This window comes from Streptomyces sp. NBC_00443, from assembly GCF_036014175.1.
Classification (GTDB): domain Bacteria; phylum Actinomycetota; class Actinomycetes; order Streptomycetales; family Streptomycetaceae; genus Streptomyces.
Genome location: NZ_CP107917.1, coordinates 399,148 through 415,859, shown reverse-complemented (window position 1 = coordinate 415,859; position 16,712 = coordinate 399,148). Strand labels below are relative to the sequence as shown.

The 16,712-nt window shown below is 70.5% G+C and carries 17 protein-coding genes; 13 read left to right on the top strand and 4 right to left on the bottom strand.

Features of this window, described 5'->3' with window-relative positions:
- Positions 1-166 precede the first annotated feature (166 nt).
- The 5 genes from OHO27_RS01940 (at position 167) to OHO27_RS01920 (ending at position 7,159) form a co-directional block, all read left to right on the top strand.
- On the top strand, positions 167-1,372 hold the full coding sequence (locus OHO27_RS01940) for a glycoside hydrolase family 64 protein (protein ID WP_328419662.1): 1,206 nt from the start codon (positions 167-169) through the stop codon (positions 1,370-1,372).
- Positions 1,373-1,586: 214 nt separating this feature from the next.
- Entirely contained in the window at positions 1,587-2,993 is a 1,407-nt protein-coding gene (locus tag OHO27_RS01935) for an MFS transporter (RefSeq protein WP_328419660.1), read from the top strand.
- Positions 2,990-5,194 (top strand): FUSC family protein, encoded by a 2,205-nt coding sequence (locus OHO27_RS01930; protein WP_328419658.1) that lies wholly within the window; start codon positions 2,990-2,992, stop codon positions 5,192-5,194. Before OHO27_RS01935 ends, OHO27_RS01930 begins: the two co-directional genes overlap by 4 nt.
- Entirely contained in the window at positions 5,181-6,320 is a 1,140-nt protein-coding gene (locus OHO27_RS01925; protein WP_328419656.1) for a PP2C family protein-serine/threonine phosphatase, read from the top strand. The genes OHO27_RS01930 and OHO27_RS01925 overlap by 14 nt, the downstream gene beginning before the upstream one ends.
- Before the next feature lie 167 nt (positions 6,321-6,487).
- Complete coding sequence (locus OHO27_RS01920; protein ID WP_328419654.1) at positions 6,488-7,159, top strand: hypothetical protein; 672 nt, start codon at positions 6,488-6,490, stop codon at positions 7,157-7,159.
- Positions 7,160-7,196: 37 nt separating this feature from the next.
- On the opposite strand, the gene OHO27_RS01915 is transcribed toward OHO27_RS01920, so the two are convergent.
- Positions 7,197-8,075, bottom strand: a complete 879-nt coding sequence (locus tag OHO27_RS01915; protein ID WP_328419652.1) for a polysaccharide deacetylase family protein — start codon at positions 8,073-8,075, stop codon at positions 7,197-7,199.
- A 165-nt stretch (positions 8,076-8,240) separates the two neighbouring features.
- On the opposite strand from OHO27_RS01915, the gene OHO27_RS01910 reads away from it, so the two are divergent.
- The gene (locus OHO27_RS01910) at positions 8,241-9,335 is read left to right on the top strand and encodes a carboxylate-amine ligase (protein ID WP_328419650.1); all 1,095 of its coding nucleotides are present in this window, start codon (positions 8,241-8,243) and stop codon (positions 9,333-9,335) included.
- Positions 9,336-9,408: 73 nt separating this feature from the next.
- On the top strand, positions 9,409-9,867 hold the full coding sequence (locus tag OHO27_RS01905) for an SRPBCC family protein (RefSeq protein WP_328419648.1): 459 nt from the start codon (positions 9,409-9,411) through the stop codon (positions 9,865-9,867).
- Positions 9,868-10,067: 200 nt separating this feature from the next.
- Here OHO27_RS01905 and OHO27_RS01900 read toward each other — a convergent pair whose 3' ends face one another.
- Entirely contained in the window at positions 10,068-10,712 is a 645-nt protein-coding gene (locus OHO27_RS01900) for a DNA alkylation repair protein (RefSeq protein ID WP_328430320.1), read from the bottom strand.
- Positions 10,713-10,889: 177 nt separating this feature from the next.
- On the opposite strand from OHO27_RS01900, the gene OHO27_RS01895 reads away from it, so the two are divergent.
- The 4 genes from OHO27_RS01895 (at position 10,890) to OHO27_RS01880 (ending at position 13,855) form a co-directional block, all read left to right on the top strand.
- On the top strand, positions 10,890-12,095 hold the full coding sequence (locus tag OHO27_RS01895) for an MFS transporter (RefSeq protein ID WP_328419646.1): 1,206 nt from the start codon (positions 10,890-10,892) through the stop codon (positions 12,093-12,095).
- Between the two features lie 86 nt (positions 12,096-12,181).
- The gene (locus OHO27_RS01890; protein ID WP_328419644.1) at positions 12,182-12,763 is read left to right on the top strand and encodes a sugar O-acetyltransferase; all 582 of its coding nucleotides are present in this window, start codon (positions 12,182-12,184) and stop codon (positions 12,761-12,763) included.
- A gap of 10 nt (positions 12,764-12,773) precedes the next feature.
- Entirely contained in the window at positions 12,774-13,352 is a 579-nt protein-coding gene (locus OHO27_RS01885; protein ID WP_328419642.1) for a TetR/AcrR family transcriptional regulator, read from the top strand.
- A gap of 230 nt (positions 13,353-13,582) precedes the next feature.
- Positions 13,583-13,855, top strand: coding sequence for a DUF6355 family natural product biosynthesis protein (locus OHO27_RS01880; RefSeq protein WP_443059688.1), 273 nt, complete (start codon positions 13,583-13,585; stop codon positions 13,853-13,855).
- A 130-nt stretch (positions 13,856-13,985) separates the two neighbouring features.
- Here OHO27_RS01880 and OHO27_RS01875 read toward each other — a convergent pair whose 3' ends face one another.
- Complete coding sequence (locus OHO27_RS01875; protein WP_328419638.1) at positions 13,986-14,129, bottom strand: hypothetical protein; 144 nt, start codon at positions 14,127-14,129, stop codon at positions 13,986-13,988.
- Positions 14,130-14,278: 149 nt separating this feature from the next.
- Between OHO27_RS01875 and OHO27_RS01870 the strand changes: the two genes are divergently transcribed.
- Positions 14,279-14,842, top strand: a complete 564-nt coding sequence (locus OHO27_RS01870) for an NUDIX hydrolase (protein WP_328419634.1) — start codon at positions 14,279-14,281, stop codon at positions 14,840-14,842.
- On the opposite strand, the gene OHO27_RS01865 is transcribed toward OHO27_RS01870, so the two are convergent.
- Positions 14,795-15,442, bottom strand: a complete 648-nt coding sequence (locus OHO27_RS01865) for a dihydrofolate reductase family protein (protein WP_328419632.1) — start codon at positions 15,440-15,442, stop codon at positions 14,795-14,797. The two genes, OHO27_RS01870 and OHO27_RS01865, sit on opposite strands and share 48 nt — an antisense overlap.
- A gap of 411 nt (positions 15,443-15,853) precedes the next feature.
- Here OHO27_RS01865 and OHO27_RS01860 point away from each other — a divergent pair, with 411 nt between their 5' ends.
- Positions 15,854-16,669: a DUF899 domain-containing protein gene (locus OHO27_RS01860; protein ID WP_328419630.1), complete on the top strand. Its 816-nt coding sequence runs from the start codon at positions 15,854-15,856 to the stop codon at positions 16,667-16,669.
- The last annotated feature ends 43 nt before the right edge of the window (positions 16,670-16,712 follow it).

The window sequence follows — 16,712 nt, the reverse complement described above, 5'->3', positions numbered from 1 at the left end:
ACCGTCAGGGGAGTTGACGGCCCGTCGAGTGGCGCCGGATGTCTCTCCCGCCCGCCCCCGCACCGGTGTGCCGAGCCCCAACTCATTGACAGGTCCATACCAGAGCGCGATTCTGAGAGCGCTCTCAGAATCGTCCTGATCGACCGGAGTCGAACGGAGACAGAGCATGCTGCGCACACTCAAACGCAGAGCCTCGGCCGTGCGGTTGACCATCGCCACGGTCCTCGCCGGAGGACTGCTCACGGCAGGCGCGCAGTCGCCGGCCCAGGCCGCCGTCCCGGCGACGATCCCCCTGAAGATCACCAACAACTCCGCCCGCGGCGAGCAGGTGTACATCTACAACCTCGGCACCGAACTGTCGACCGGACGCCAAGGCTGGGCCGACGCAGGCGGCACCTTCCACCCCTGGCCCGCGGGCGGCAACCCGCCGACCCCCGCGCCCGACGCCTCGATACCGGGACCGGCGGCAGGCCAGTCGACGACCATCCGAATGCCGAAGTTCTCCGGCCGCGTGTACTTCTCTTACGGCCAGAAGCTGGTGTTCAAGCTCACCACCGGAGGCCTGGTCCAGCCCGCCGTACAGAACCCGACGGACCCCAACCGGAACATCCTGTTCAACTGGTCCGAATACACACTCAACGACTCCGGCCTGTGGATCAACAGCACACAGGTCGACATGTTCTCCGCGCCGTATGCCGTCGGAGTGCAGCGTGCCGACGGCAGTACGGCAAACACCGGCCGGCTCAAGTCCGGCGGGTACAACGGCTTCTTCAACGCCCTCCGAGGACAGCCCGGAGGCTGGGCCAACCTCATCCAGACGCGACCCGACGGGACCGTGCTGCGCGCCTTGTCGCCGCTGTACGGACTGGAGACCGGAGCCCTGCCGGCCAACGTCATGGACGACTACATCAACCGCGTCTGGCAGAAGTACGCCACCTCGACCCTGACGGTCACACCGTTCGCCGATCAGCCGGGCACCAAGTACTACGGCCGGGTCTCCGGCGGCGTCATGAACTTCACCAACACCTCCGGCGCCGTGGTCACCAGCTTCCAGAAGCCGGACGCCTCTTCCGTCTTCGGCTGTCACCGGCTCCTCGACGCGCCGAACGACCAGGTGCGCGGCCCGATCTCGCGCACGCTGTGCGCCGGGTTCAACCGCTCCACGCTGCTGGTCAACCCCAACCAGCCCGACTCCAGCGCCGACGCCTTCTACAAGGACGGCGTCACCAACCACTACGCCCGCAAGATCCACGCGCAGATGGCCGACGGCAAGGCGTACGCCTTCGCCTTCGACGACGTGGGCCACCACGAGTCGCTCGTGCACGACGGCGATCCGCGCCAGGCCTACCTCACCCTCGAACCCTTCAACTGACAGCCCGTCACAGATGGGTCCGACCGTCACCTCCGACAGTCTCCGGCACCGTGAGCCGATCGCGGTGCCGGTGGCTTGAGTGCCCGCGGGGCCTCGCCACCGTGCGCAGGCGTCGGGCTGCGGTTCGTACCGCGTCGGCCGACAATGGGCAGTGGATCACATGTCCGGCCCGCCCAAGGCGCCGCGGCGGCGTCGGCCCGAGAGGAACGTGCTCATGCGCGCTGAGTCTTCGCCGGCCGCGCGGACGGGGGCGTTCATCGCGGTGGCGGTCGCCCTGTTCTGCCTCCAGCTCGACTTCTTCGCGCTGAACCTGGCCGTCCCCGGGGTCGCCGACGAATTCGGTGTCACCGCCTCGGCCGCCCAGTGGACGCTGTCCGCGTACATGCTCTCCATCGGCTGCTGCTTCATCGTGGGGGGCCGAGTGGGAGACGTCTTCGGCCGCAGGGGCGCCCTGCTCGGCGGGACCGCGTCGTTCGCGGCCGGGTCGGTCTGCTGCGCCCTCGCGCCGGGGCTCTGGGCGCTGGTCGGGGCACGGATGGTGCAGGGCATCGGCGCGGGCGTCGTCTTCCCGGTGTCGGTCTCCGTGATCACCAACGCCTTTCCGGACACGACCCGGGCACGGGCGCTCGGGGCGGTGTTCGGGATCGCCAACGTGGGCACGGCCCTGGGACCGTTCGTCGGCGGCGGCCTCACCGAGGGGCCCGGCTGGCGCTGGATCTTCTGGCTCCTCGTGCCACTGTGCGTGCTCGCGCTGATCGTGGCCTACGTGTACGTCCCCGACTCCCGGGACCCGACGGCCCCACGCCAGCTCGACCTGACCGGCTGCCTCACCGTCGTGGGCGCTCTGGCGGCGCTCACGCTGGCCGTGGAACGGGGCAGCGCCTGGGGCTGGGGCCACGCCCGCACGCTCACCCTGCTGGCGATCGCCGCCGTCGCGGGCGCCCTCTTCGTACGGCGGGAGCAACGCGCCCGGCATCCGCTCATCGACCTGCGGCTCTTCCGCAACACGCCCTACGTCCTGGTGACCGGCGCGGGGACCGTCACCAACATGGGCTACGCCGTCACCGTCTTCGTCTCCACGCTGTACCTCCAGCAGGTGCGGGGGCTGTCCCCGCTCGTCGCGGGCGTGGTGTTCCTGGCGCCCGCCGCACTCGTGGCGCTCAGCGGGCCGCTCGGCGCCAGACTGTCCCCGCACATGCAGCCGACGGCGGTGATGGCGCTGGCCGGGGCGGTCGCCGGTTCCGGCATGATCGTGCTCAGCCTCGTCACGGCCTGGTGGCTGTACGTTCCGGTGTTCGCCTGGTGCGGCCTCGGCCTCGGTCTCGGCTGGACCTTCGCCAGCGTCGCCACCCAGCAAGTGGTGGCGCCCGAACGGGCCGGCGAGGCCTCGGGCGTGCTGCTGACGTTCCTGGTCACGCTGGGCGGCGTGGCGCTGGCGGGTGCCGCGGCCGCGATCACGGCCATGACGCCGGAGGCCGCCTACGACGTGATCCTGCGCTTCGGAGGCGCGGTGATCCTCGCGGCATCCGTGGTCGTCATGGCCGTACGCCACCGGCTCGTCGTCCTCGGCGGAGTCCCGCCGCTCGCCTCGCGGGCGCCACGCGGCGGACGCCTGCCGTGAAGGGCGGGGCCGAGCGGACGCAGATCCTGCACCGGTCGGTGCGGGTGACGGCCGCTGCGGCTGCGGGCTTCTACACCTTCGTGTACGGGCTCGACGAACCGGTGCTGGCGCTGTACGGCCTGTTCGCGCCGATCTCCCTCGGCCTGCTGTCCCCGATCCCCGGGTCCGGGCGGCAGCGCGCCGAGGTGATGCTGAAGGCGCTTCCCGTGGGCCTGCTCCTGGTCACGCTGGGGACCGTGCTGGCGGTGCAGACCTGGGCGGCGGTCCTCGGCATGCTCGTCGTGGGCTTCTTCCTCGCCTTCGCGGCGATCGCGGGACCCCGCCCGGCCGGCGCGGCGCCGGGACTCCAGCTCTTCTACATCCTGGCCTGCTTCCCGCCCTACGAGCCCGAGACGCTGGGGCTGCGGCTGGCGGGGCTCAGCTTCGGAGTGCTGGCGTTGGTGCTGTGCGAGCTGTTCCTGCTGCCGCAGCCCCCGGACCCGCCGTACCGGACGACCGTCGCCGCGGCCCTGGCGACGGCGGGCGACACCATCGCGGGGCGAAGCAGCCCCACTCCAGAGGCGCTGCGGGAGACAGGCGCGCGGCTGCGGCTTTCCAGCATCCCGCCCGCACAACGCCCCGCGGGTCCCGGCCGTGTGCCCCGCGGTCTCGCCCAGGCGGGGTCCGCCACCCGCCGGCTGCTGGAGCAACTGGCCCATCTCACCGAGACCGGCGAACTGCGCGAACTCGTCCGGGAAGGCGCCGGGGACGAGGCGCGCGGCCGGGGCCGTACCGACACGCCGTCCGGGTCACTGCTGCCCCAGGTGGCGTCCCTGTGCGACGAGACCGACGACGCCCTGCGCACGGGCCGGCCCGCCCCCGGCCCGCAGCGGATGGACAAGGCCATCGACGACTTCCAGCGGTTGCGCGTACGGCAGGTGACGGGACCCACCGCCGCTGTGCCGCCGGTGCCGGTGCCGGTGCCGGTGCTGCGTCGGCAGGCGGCGCTGCTGGCCGTCGCCGAGTCGACGCGCATCCTGGAGATCTCCGTACGAGTCGGCCTCGACGGGCGCCGCACCCCGCCGATCCGGCCACGCGAACTCTTCTGGTACACGCAGGCGGTCGCGCCCCAGCTGTGGGCGCACCGGTTCACCGGCAACATGACCCTGCGCTCGGTGCAGTTCCAGAACGCCGTGCGGATCGCCGTGGCGCTCGCCGCCGCACGGCTCGTCGCCGGTTCGCTCGACCTGACCCACGGCTTCTGGGTGCTGCTGGCGGTGCTGACGCTGAGCCGGACCACCGTCGGGGCGACCTGGGCCGCCATCCGCCAGGCCGTCACCGGCAACCTCGTGGGCGCCGTCGTGGCGGGCGCCCTGCTCATCGGTCTCGGCCGGCACACCGAGGCGTACGCCGCGATCCTCGCGCCGGCCATGCTCGTCGGCTTCGCGCTCGGGCCGCTGCTCGGCATCGCCTGGGCGCAGGGCCTGTTCACGCTGGTCGTGGCAACCGCGTTCGCCCAGATCGCCCCGGCCTCCTGGCAGCTGGCCGAGGCACGGATCGTGGACGTGGTGACCGGCAGCGCCATCGGCCTGCTGTGCGCGATGCTCGCCTGGCCGGCCGGCGCCCGCACGGAGGTACGCAGAACCATGGCGGGGCTGCTGCGGGAGTGCGGCCCGCTGATCGAGGGCACCGTCGACATGCTGACCGCCGTACCACCGGGATCGGCACCGGCCCCGCCGACGCTTCCCGCCCTGCACCGGCTGCGCCTCGCCGAGTCCGCCTACGCCCAGTTCCGCAGCGAGCCCCGGGCCGACCAGCCGGTGCGCGCCGACTGGCATGCCGTGCTCATCACGGCCAACCACATCCTGCTCGGTGCCCAGTGGCTGGCCCGCTTCGACCTGCCCGCGAGCGCGCTGCCTGCGGACACCGCCGACCGGGCACGGGCCGGCGCCCGCGCGCTGGCTCAGGTCACCGACCGGCTCGCCGCCCTGTGCGCCGCCGACCGTCCGCCCCCGTCCGGAACACGGCCGACGCCGCCCTCGGAACCGACAGGACCGCCACTGCCCGTGCTGGTAGACCTCGACATGTGGCTGCGCAGCCTCACCGTCCAGCTCACCCGGATCGAGGCGGGGCTGAGCGAGGCGCTGGGCCGGACGGCCCGTGGCACGACGGCCGCCCATGCAAGCCACGGAAGTCAGGGGACGCACGGTGTCCAGTCCTGACCTGCGCTCCGAACTTCGGCCGCCCTCCGCGCGAGGGTGGGTGTGGTGGCTGCCGTTGGCGGCGGTGCTGGTCGACGTGGCGGCCGAACTCATCGTCAGGGGACGCGAACCGGTGAGCTTCATGCTCATCGCCGTACCGCCGCTGGCCGCCGCGACACGCGGCCCGCGGGGCACCGCCCTGTCGGCGGTGGTGTGCCTGGGCCTCCAGATGTGGATGGCCGCCCGGCGTCCCGGCCACTTCGACGAGCAGCACCATGTCGCGATGTACCTCGCCACGACCTTCATCGGCATCGCCAGCATCGCCCTGGCCTGGCAGCGGGAGCGTACCCGGCAGCATCTGATCCGGGCCAACTCGGTCGCCGAGGCCATGCAGCGCACCCTGCTGCGTCCCGTACCGCGCAGGCTCGGCCCGGTACGCGCCGCCGGGTTCTACGAGGCGGGGGAGGGCGGCACGCTCGTCGGCGGGGATCTGTACGACGTGTGCGAGACGCCCTTCGGAGTACGCGCCATCATCGGCGACGTCCGCGGCAAGGGGCTGGACGCGGTCCAGACGGTCGCGGCGGTGCTGGGCAGCTTCCGGGTCTCGGCCCACGAATGGCAGAACCTGAGCAGTCTGGCCGAACGCCTGGAACTCAGCATCGCCCGCAACAGCCCCGTCGGCGGCGACGGCGACCCCGAACTGTTCGTGACCGCGCTGGTGCTGGAGTTCCCGCCGGAGGGCGGCGAGGTGCGGATCGTGGACCGCGGCCATCCCTCGCCCGTGGTGGTCGGCCCGCAGGGCGCCCGACGGCTGATCACGGCGCCCGGGCTGCCCCTGGGCCTGGGCGCGATGGCGCCTGGCGCGGTCGATACGACCGTCCATCCGCTCAAGCCCTCCGAGGTGCTCGTCCTGCACACGGACGGCGTGAGCGAGGCGCGCAACGCGGACGGTGTCTTCTACCCCGTTCTGGAGCGGCTCGGCGAGCGCTTCTCCGGCCGCCGCGTCATCGATCCGGAGACGGTCGTGTTGTTCGTACGGACCGACGCCGAGCGCTGGTCGACGCAGTCGGACAACGACGACCGGGCCGTCCTCGGCCTCGCCCTGGAGCCCGATGGGCTCAAACCGAGCCGCCGCGCTGGAAGTTGACTGTTCACCAGTTCTGAACATCAAATACAACTTTGCTGTTTCTTGGTGTAGCTCCGCCGTGGATTACGTGAGCCTCGTGGGCACCACGCGGTGACTGCAGGCCCCGCCGTAACAGGGTGCAGCGGCCTGGTCACCATCCCCCCACGTACGGTGGAAAGGCAACAACGATGACGATCAACCGCGCTCTGCGGTACGGCGGCCGCACGCTGGCGCTGACGGCGACCGCCCTCGGGACGATCGCGGCGGCCGTGCCCGCTGCCGCCGACGAACAGCCCACGGCGGAGCAGATCCTGGCCGACTGTGCTTCCGGCGAAGGCAAGTGCAGCTTCAACTCCCCTGAGATCGGCGAGGCTTACCTCGGCAAGCCCCGTCAGGTCTCCGAACTGCTCTACAACTGCACCGCCTCGCCCGCAGCCCAGACGATGTCGTGGGCCGACACCGTGGGCTCCTCCCACTCGGTGGGAGGCTCGATCACCGTGGGTGGCGGCATCGAGGGCATCGTCACGGCCAGTGTCACCGCGACGTACAACTACACATGGCAGAGCTCGCACACGGAGACGAGCTCCTTCACGGTGAACGTGCAGCCGGGGGAGGTGGGTTGGATCTCCCGCGCCCAGGTGATGCAGCAGATATCCGGTACGTGGCAGACCCACTACGACGACCCCAAGTGGGGCCACTACTACTGGTTCGTGCCCGACGTGATCACCGGCCCCGCCCCGAACGGCACGGACGGCAAGCACAACGCGGTCGTGGTCGAGTCCCGCAAGATGACGGCCGACGAGAAGAAGCTCTGCTCCAACGGCTCCACCAAGGGCGAGGTCTTCACCCGCACCGGCTGAACCGGGCCACCACCGCGAGGCGGACCAGCCGGCCGGCTCACCCCCGGTCGGGCGGGGACGCGAGGAGGGCACGGAGGTCGATGACCCGGTAACCACGGTCGGAGACCGCGTCGAGGATGCGTGGCAGGGCTCGGGCATCGATCACTTCGGTGCGGCCCTGCGACGCACCCACGTGCATCTGCAGGATCGCCCCCGGGCGCAGGGCGTCCAGGGCTCTGCCCACCGCGTGGTCGACGGTCATGCCGCCCTCGGAGCCCATCCATCCGTTGGTGTCGGTGGTGAACTCGATGTCCGCGAAACCCAGCCCGTTGACTTCCCTGATCTGGGCAGGGCTGGTCTCGCTGTAGGGAAACCGGAAGAACGGGGTCAGCGCCCCGCCCGCCCCGGCCGCACGCAGGGCCCGGTCCGCTGCCTGCACTTCGCGACGCCTTCCTTCCGCCGACAGGTCTGCGAAGTACGGGTGGCTGTAGGAGTGATTGCCCAGCCCGTGTCCCGCAGCGGCGATCCTCTTCACCACCTCGGGGTACCGATCGGCGAAGTCGCCGGTCAGGAAGAACGTGGCCGGCGTGTGCCGCCGCTCGAGGTCACCGAGGATGCCGGCCAAGCCGGCGTCGTTCCAGGCCGCGTTGAACGTGACGGCGACCACCCGCTCGTCCGTACGGATCGCACGGTTCTCCGATCCGAACAGTGCCCGCAGGCCTTCCTGGTCCGCGGCCGCCGCCGTACGAGCGGGGACGGCCCTGGCCGCCAGGGCCTGCGGGCCGGGCACCACGGCCCCCCAGAGAACGGCGAACAGCGCGGCGGCCACCGAGATCAGCCGACAGCGCGCGCGAGGGTGCGCGACGACGAGGGAACGAGTCTCCATGCCACCGGCATCGGCCGCCCGGTGCTCTTCCTTGAGCGTGATCGTGTGCACAGGCCACACCGTCTCTGATCGCCCACGTTGGTTTGTCGTGCGATTGCCGCGGCACTCGGACGGCCACATGGCGGGTGCCCTGCGGGGTGATCATCGCTGCGTGTGGTGCGTCGGCCAGACGCACCGGGACCTGGCCCGGCAGTCGGGCGGAGCATAGGGCGGTCGATGACGACGATCGGCGTTGAAGAGGAGTACCTGCTGCTTGACCCGGCCACGGGTCTGCCGGTGCCGCAGGGGGCCGAGGTGCGGGAGGCGGCGGGTCTGGGGCGTCTGGCGGCCGACCGGGAGGTGCAGCACGAGCTGCTCCAGGCGCAGGTCGAGGTGGCCACCCCGGTGTGCGACACGCTGGACGAGGCCGGGGGACACCTGCTGCGTCTGCGCCAGGCCGTCGCCGTGGCCGCCGAGGAACACGGCTGCCGGCTCGCGGCCTGTGGGACGTCGCCCCTGCGACGCGCTCGTCCCGAGGCCGTCACCGACGAGGCCCGCTACCGGGCCATGGTCACGCAGGCGCCGCAGCTGGTGGCGGAGCAGCTGGTCAACGGCATGCACGTGCATGTGGCCGTGCCCGGCCAGGAAGAAGGCGTCCAGGTCCTGAACCGGATCAGGGCGTGGCTGCCGACACTCACTGCCATGTCGTCGAACTCCCCCCTGTGGGACGGGCAGGACACCGGCTTCGCGAGCTGGCGCACGGTGATCTTCAGCCGCTGGCCGGTCAGTGGCCTGCCTCCGTGCTTCGAGGACGCCGCGGACTACAGCCGGCGCGTGCAGCGGCTGCAGGACGCCGGTTTGATCGTCGACACCGGGCAGGTGTACTGGCAGGCCCGCCTCTCGCCCCGCTACCCCACCATCGAGGTGCGGTGCTCGGACGTCCAGCTGACCGCGGACGAGGCCGTCATGCTCGCCGGGATCATCCGGGCCCTGGTGAAGACCGCCCTGAGGGAAGCTGCCGCCGGGGCGCCCGCGCTCGCCCACGAACCCGAACTTCTCCGGGCCGCGATGTGGCATGCGGCCCGCCACGGTCTCAGCGACACCCTGGTCGGCCTGGGCGGCACCCTGCAGCCTGCCGCCGCGGTGCTGCACCAGCTCCTGAGTCACATCTCTCCCGCACTCGACGCATCAGGCGATACCCGGCAGGTCACGGCACTGGTGCGTCGGCTGTTGCGCGACGGGACCGGCGCCGACCGCCAGAGCACTGCCCTCGCCGAGGGCGGCATCCAGGCGGTCACCGACCTGATCGGCGTCCGGAGCACTGTGCCGTGACCGCATGGAATTTTCCCTTGTAGACCGACGGCTCCTGGGTACTCGCGGCAGCACCGTGAAAGGAGGATCAAGGATGAGCACAGTCAAGGAAACCGTGGAAGTCGAGGTTCCTGTCGGCACCGCCTACAACCAGTGGACGCAGTTCCAGGAGTTCCCGAACTTCATGGAGGGCGTCGAGGAGGTCCGGCAGCTCGACGACAGCCACAACCACTGGACGACCAAGATCGGTGGGGTACGGCGCGAGTTCGACACCGAGATCGTCGACCAGCTCCCTGACGAGCGGATCACCTGGCGCACCATCAGCGGCGACACTCAGCAAAAGGGCACGGTCCGCTTCCAGCGCGTGGACGACACCCACACCCGGGTGGAGCTCGTGATGGACGTCGAACCGAGCGGAGCCGCCGAGAAGGCAGCGGACATGACGGGGACCATCGATCGCCGCATCAAGGGCGACATGCGCCGCTTCAAGGACTACATCGAGCACCGCGGGATCGAATCCGGAAGCTGGCGCGGCCGTATCACCCCCGGATGAGCCCGACCGCCTCGATGGATCCCGGGAGCCCGAAGGGGCATCAGGACCCGGGACCATCCGGGGCACGGAGGACCAGGCGGTGGCCGCCGGAGCCGAACAGCTCGTCTCCGGTGATGCACCGCCCGGCCCTCGGGCACGCTGAACCGCCCGCCAGTGCCGGGCGGCAGCGTGACCCTCACCGTCGACCGGGCGAGGTTCTTCTAACTCGCCTGCTGACGGCGCACCATCTCGCCGATCCAGATGGGTGCGAAAGGAGAGGTGCAGTTCGGGGGAGTCGGGTAGTCCTTGAGTACTTCCAGGCGCTCGCCGATGTCGATCGCGCGGGCGCGTTGCCCGGTGTGCTCGATCCCGATCTGAGCCAGACAGTGGTTCATCGCCCACTGCAGACGATCCGGGGCGTCCTTCATCTCTGCCTCGATGGCATCGAGCAGACCCGCGAGGTCGAGGCCTTCGGGCTTCTTCGCCACCCGCTCGGTGGTCAGCGCCCAGCCGGCACTGGCGACCACTGGATCCGGATCCGTGAACCAGGCGAGGCGCAGCTCCTCGGAGTGCGGGTTCTTCTTCACCACGTAGTTCACGAGCCAGTCGTGCACCTTGGGGGCACGTGCCTCGCGGAGCATGGCGTCCAGCTCGTCCCGCTCGAATGCCTTCGGCCGGCAGATCAGCACGGCGAGGAGCCTCGCCGCGGTGTCGTCCGTCTCCCAGAGCTCGCGCGCAAGATCCTGCTGCGTCTTGAGCTGCTTCGCGAGCGCGCGCAGCTTGCCGAGGTTCACACCGTGATCGTCGCCGCGCTTCTCGTTCGCCGCGCGCATCTTCGGGTCCTCGAGCACGGCCAACTCGGCCATGACCTGCACCACTGTCGTCTCGGTCACCTGGGCCTCCTCGCTCTCGCGCCCTGAAATCTAGCCGACGGCCCCAACCATGGCGAAGTCCGGATCGAGCGGCGAGGCCGACGCCGTACCGGACCACGCCCACTCGCCAGGAGTGTACGGTCGTACGCTCCTGCTTGTAGGCTCCGCCGCATGACCGTCGACCTAGTGCGTCCGCCCACCCGGCATGAACGGCATGCCCGCGTGGCCGTCGCCATGCTGTTCTTCACGAACGGGGCCCTCTTCGCCAATCTCATTCCGCGATACCCGCAGATCAAGGCCGACCTCGGCATCGGGAACACCGCGTACGGACTGGCCGTGGCGGCCTTCCCGGCCGGTGCCATCGCGGCCGGCCTGGCCGCGGGTGTGCTCATCCGACGGCTGGGGTCGGCCCGTGTCGCGGTGGCCGGGACCTTGCTGACCGGCGCTGGAGCCCTGGCTGCCGGGCTTGCGGGGTCGGTGGCCGTGTTCGCCGGAGCGCTGTTCCTGGCCGGGGCCATGGACGCCATGACCGATGTCGGCCAGAACGCGCACGGCCTGCGGGTTCAGCGCCGCTACGGACGTTCCATCATCAACTCCTTCCACGCCATCTGGTCCGTCGGCGCCGTCACGGGCGGTTCGATGGCCGCCGGCGCGATCGCGCTGGGCCTGTCGCGCGGGCAGCACCTGCTGATCTCGGGGGTGGTGTTCGGCGTCGTTTCTCTCGTGGCGCTGCGCTATTGCCTGCCCGGTCCCGACACAGAGCCGGTGGGGGAGGAGGCTGACGCCCTGGGCAAGAGTCCGCAGCAGCCCTCTCGGGGCGGCCTGCGCGTGGGCCATGTGCTCGCGGCACTCGTCGTCATCGCGACCGCCGGCACGATGGTCGAGGACGCGGGCAACTCCTGGGCGACGCTCTACCTCTCCGACTCCCTGCATGCGTCGGTCACCTTGGCAGCTTCCGGGTTCATCGCCCTGGTCGGAGCCCAGTTCGTCGGCCGTCTCCTCGGCGACCGCCTGGTCGACCGCTTCGGTCAGCGCACCGTGGCGCGCACCGGCGGGCTCATCACCGCGTCCGGCATGGGACTGGCGCTGGCCGTGCCCACGGTGCCCGGCACGATCCTCGGCTTCGCCGCGGCCGGGTGCGGCGTGGCAACGCTGGTGCCTGCCGCGATGCAGGAGGCCGACGAACTGCCCGGCCTCAAGCCGGGATCGGGGCTCACGATCGTGTCCTGGCTCATGCGCCTGGGCTTCCTGTTCTCCCCGCCCGTGGTCGGCCTCGTCGCCGACGCGACCAGCCTGCGCGTGGGCCTGCTGGTGGTGCCGCTCGCCGGGCTGCTCGTCATCTTCCTCGCCCAGGTACTGCAGAACCGACGCCGGTAACCGGCAGTCCCCTGTCGACTCTGAACCCAGGCGGCCCCACGCCCCAGAATGTACGTTCGTACACTCGACGGTGTAGGCTCGTGCGCATGCCGACGGACTACTTCGCGCAGGATCCGCGCACGAACCTCGAGCGCATGCAGTCGGGCGACCTCTACATCGCCGACGATCCGGAGATCTCCCGCCGTCAGCAGGAGGCCGTACGACTGGCCGCTCGCTACCAGGACGGCTACACCGAGGACGCCGACGCGGCCCGGCCGATCCTCGCCGAGCTGCTCGGCGCGCTCGGCGAGGAAGCCCACGTGCGACCGCCCCTGTACGTCGACTACGGCAGCAACATCACCATCGGGGCGCGCACCTTCGTCAACTACAACCTGACCGCACTGGACGTCGCGGCCATCACCATCGGTGACGACTGCCAGATCGGCCCGAACGTCCAACTGCTCACCCCCACCCACCCGTTGGAGCCGCAGCCCCGCCGCGACAAGCTGGAAGCCGCCCAGCCGATCACCATCGGCGACAACGTCTGGCTCGGCGGTGGCGCGATCGTCCTGCCCGGCGTCACCATCGGCGACAATTCCGTCATCGGCGCCGGCGCAGTGGTCACCAGGGACATCCCCGCGAATGTCGTCGCCGTCGGGAACCCTGCTCGAGTGGTGCGGAGCCTGTAAGCCTGTCGTCATGGCCACCGGACACACCGACCCCCAGCGCCGCGAACGCATCATCGCCGCCACTCTCGACCTCATCGCCGAGGAGGGCATCGCACGCGTGTCCCACCGGAAGATCGCCGTGCGCGCCGGCGTCCCGCTGGGATCGATGACCTATCACTTCAGCGGCATGGACGACCTGTTGCGCGAAGCGTTCAGCCGCTTCACCGACCACATCGTCGCCGTCTTCGACGCCCACCTGTCCGCCCCGGCGGATCCCGACCAGGCCCGGCAGGCAGTGGCCGACCTCGTCCACATGCTGTCCGAGGGAAGCGGACGCGACCTCGTGCTCACCCAGGAGCTGTACACCCTGGCCGCCCGCCAGCCCGCCTACCGGGAACTCACCCACGAATGGATGCGCCGCAGCCGCGTCCACCTCGAAAAGCACTTCGACCCGGACACCGCCCGCCAGCTCGACGCGCTCATCGAGGGCCTGACGCTCCACCGAGCCCTGTCCCGCCAACCCCATGACCGTGCCCTCACGGTCGAGGCGATCGCCCGGATCACCGCAACCGGCACGCGTGCCTCGAAAGGTCCAGCTCGTGCCCGATGAACCCGGACTGACTGCACAGCCTGGACCGGTCCGAAACGGGGAACCGGAAAGGATCACCCCATGGATGTAGCGACAGAACGATTCGCCAGGTGAACGGCGCGATACTCCCTCAGCAGCACGGGGCGGCACGGCGATCCTGATGCAGGTATCCAACTGATCGGCAGGCACCGGGCCTTGGGCCCTTCAGCCCTGCCCTGGCCAAGGAGTCTCCCTTGCGCATTCGTCGTATGGTGACCGGCGCCCTCGGTTCCGCTGCTCTCGTCCTCACGTCCCTGGGCGCGGTGACCGCCCACGCGGGCCCAGCGGCAGCCGACCCGTGCGGCTTCTACGAGACCGGTTCCGACGCCTTCTACAACCACTGCACGTCCGACGGCTCGCGGGTGGTCATCAAGGTCGAGGTCGCCCTAGCCGCCGATTACGAGCGGTGCGTCGGCCCGGGCAAGTCCTGGCTCGGTTCCGCCGACAGGATTCAGGGCGCCCACTACGTCGGCCGTACCTGCTGACGGACACTCACCCCGGTACGCGGTGTCGGGCAGTTCACGAACGGGTCTGCCGGCTCGGGCCGGCCGGCCCGTTCGTGAAGCCCGACCTGCCTGGTGTCCTGCTGCATGCGTGCCGATGCCAGGCTCGGTGCTAGGGCAGGCGGATGTTGGTGAGTGGGATGTTCCAGTCGTTGCTCTCGACGGTGCCATGGTCGTCATGAGCCGGGGCCGGGGCGGCGAACAGCATCAGCCCGGCGAAAACGGTGGCCAGTACGGCGACGACGCGACGCTTCACAAGTCCTCCTCGACGACGACAGCACCGACCACCCTGCTCCGGGCGGACGGCCCCGGCCCCCGAAGGCACGCCGCTCCGCCTGCGGATTCAGCCACTTGGTGGCGGACTGTCAGTTTTCGGAAAGAGCGATCTCTACGGGAGTGTTGCAAGTGACCGTGAACGAAGAGGCCGTGGCCTGGGTGCCGCGCGATGAATGGATCAAGACCCAGCCTCAGGCGCTCATCGCCTCGTGCGTCATGCTCCTCGACAGTCAGGGGCGGATCCTGCTCGTGCGCTACGCCCCCGGTCAACCGAATGCCGAGGACTGGTGGCTACCGGGCGGAATGCTCGATCACGGAGAGGACCCGTGCGGGGCGGCGCGGCGGGAAACCTACGAGGAGACCGGAATCGAGCTCGGGTCCCCGCTGAGGCTGATCGGCATCGACCACCGCGTGGACGTCTGCGGCACCGGGCCGGTGCTCGACTGTTTCTTCGACGGCGGAACGCTCGCCGAGGGGACTCCGATTCGTCTCAGTCCCGAGCACGATCAGTACGCCTTCGTCGGCCTGGACGAACTCCAGGACGTGCAAACCGCCGAGGGCGTACGCACCTTGACGGCACTTCACGCTGCGGTGACCTCCGGGACAGCGGTCTGCATGCGGGAAGGTCAGCCGGTGCAGGTCGGTTCAGAGACCCGACCGGGTGAGCGTCAGATGCGTGACGCCGCTGGGTGAGGAGGTGGCCTCGACGTCGTAGTCCTTCTCGAGGTCCTCCAGTCCGTCCCAGAGGCGTACGCCCCGGCCGAGCACGATCGGGACCACCGCGATGTGCATGTGGTCGATGAGTCCGGCGGCAAGGAAGTCGCGGATCACGGTGGGCCCGCCGCCGATGCGTACGTCCTGGCTACCCGCAGCCTCGCGGGCCGTTTCGAGCGCCTTGGCGGGCGAGGTGTCGAGGAAGTGGAACGTCGTGCCGCCCTCCATCTCGATCGACGGGCGGGTGTGATGGGTGAGGATGAAGGTCGGTGTGTGGAAGGGCGGGTTGGGCCCCCACCACCCCTTCCACTCCTGGTCCTCGTGCCATCCGGGGTAGCCGTACTTCCCGGCGCCCATGATCTCGGCCCCGATCCCCGGCGTGAACTGCTGCACGAAGGCGTCGTCGAGGCCGCTGGTACCGCCGGGTTCGCCGACCCTCTCGTGCCACCACCGGGTGGCGAACATCCACTCGTGCAGCCTTTCGCCGGCGTGGCCGAACGGCGCGTCACGGCTCAGACCCTCACCGGTGCCGAAGCCGTCGAGTGAAATGGCGAAGTTGTGGACGCGGGCGCGTGACATGGCTGGCGACTCCCTTGCGCAATGGATGGGCGACCGGATCGGCGACCGGGCCGGATACTCCCAGTCGTCGGGCAGCCACCACCTGGGGCCGTTGGAAGCCGCCACCGAGGTCGGTCATACGTGCGCCTCGGCCGCGCCTTCGCCGCGGGACGTTTTCATCGTGGCACGGACTCGTCGAGGGCGGCCATCGGATCGAGCACCTCGCCACCGCTCGGTCACGGTACGGGCTCGGCCGGTGGCGCCGGACGGCGCTTGCTGCCGATGACCGTCGGGTCGCGGTGACGAAGACGGTGCTGCTCCACATGCGCGCCCATGCCGCGATGAGTTCCGTCCGGGTTGCGAGTCTGTTCTGGTGACCGTCGAAGGACGCCGTGCGACGCTGCCCGGCACGAAACGCCACGGAGGGACGCCATGACGACCACGCCGCACGACCCGACCACCGAGCTACCGGGCCGCCCGCCCGTCGTCGACCTGGCCACCTGGCAGGCCGCCCGTGACGAGCTTCTGGTCCGCGAGAAGGCCCACACGCGCGAGGGCGACGCCATCGCCGCGGCCCGCCGCCGGTTGCCGATGGTGGAGTTCGACGGGACGGTCGAGGTCGTGGGACCCGATGGGCCGGTCCCGTTCCTGGACCTGTTCCAGGGCCGCGACGAGCTCGTGGTCTACAAGCACATGTGGTACGACGGCGCGCCACACCAGGGACAGTGCGAGGGCTGCACCACCACGGCCTGGCACATGAAGGACGCCGTCTACCTCAACGCGCGCGGCGTCTCCTTCGCCATCGTGACCACGGGCGAGTGGGACGAGGTGGCTTCGTTCGTGGACTTCATGGGCTACACCCAGCCCTGGTACTCGGTGCGCGACGTGCCCGAGCCGGGTGGCGGGGACATGGGCTACCTCACCTGCTACCTGCGCGCGGGTGACCGCGTGTTCCTGACCTACTCGACGACCGGGCGCGGCAACGAGCCGGTCAACGGGTCCCTCGGTCTGCTCGACATGACGCCCTACGGCCGCCGCGAGGGCTGGGAGGACAACCCGGAGGGCCGGCCCGAGGCCCCTGAGGCCGGTGCGCCGGTCGGTGGGCACGGCTCGCCGATCTGCTGGTACTGGCGCACGGACGCCAACGGCGTCGCCACGTGGGGCCCGACCGGCCGCCCCGTACCGCAGTGGACCCGCCCCGGCGCGACTCCGGTGGAGACCCTCGGCCGACACGGTCAGGTCCACTGACGCGTCCCGCCGGGAGCGGCACATGTGAGCGCCGCTGACGTCC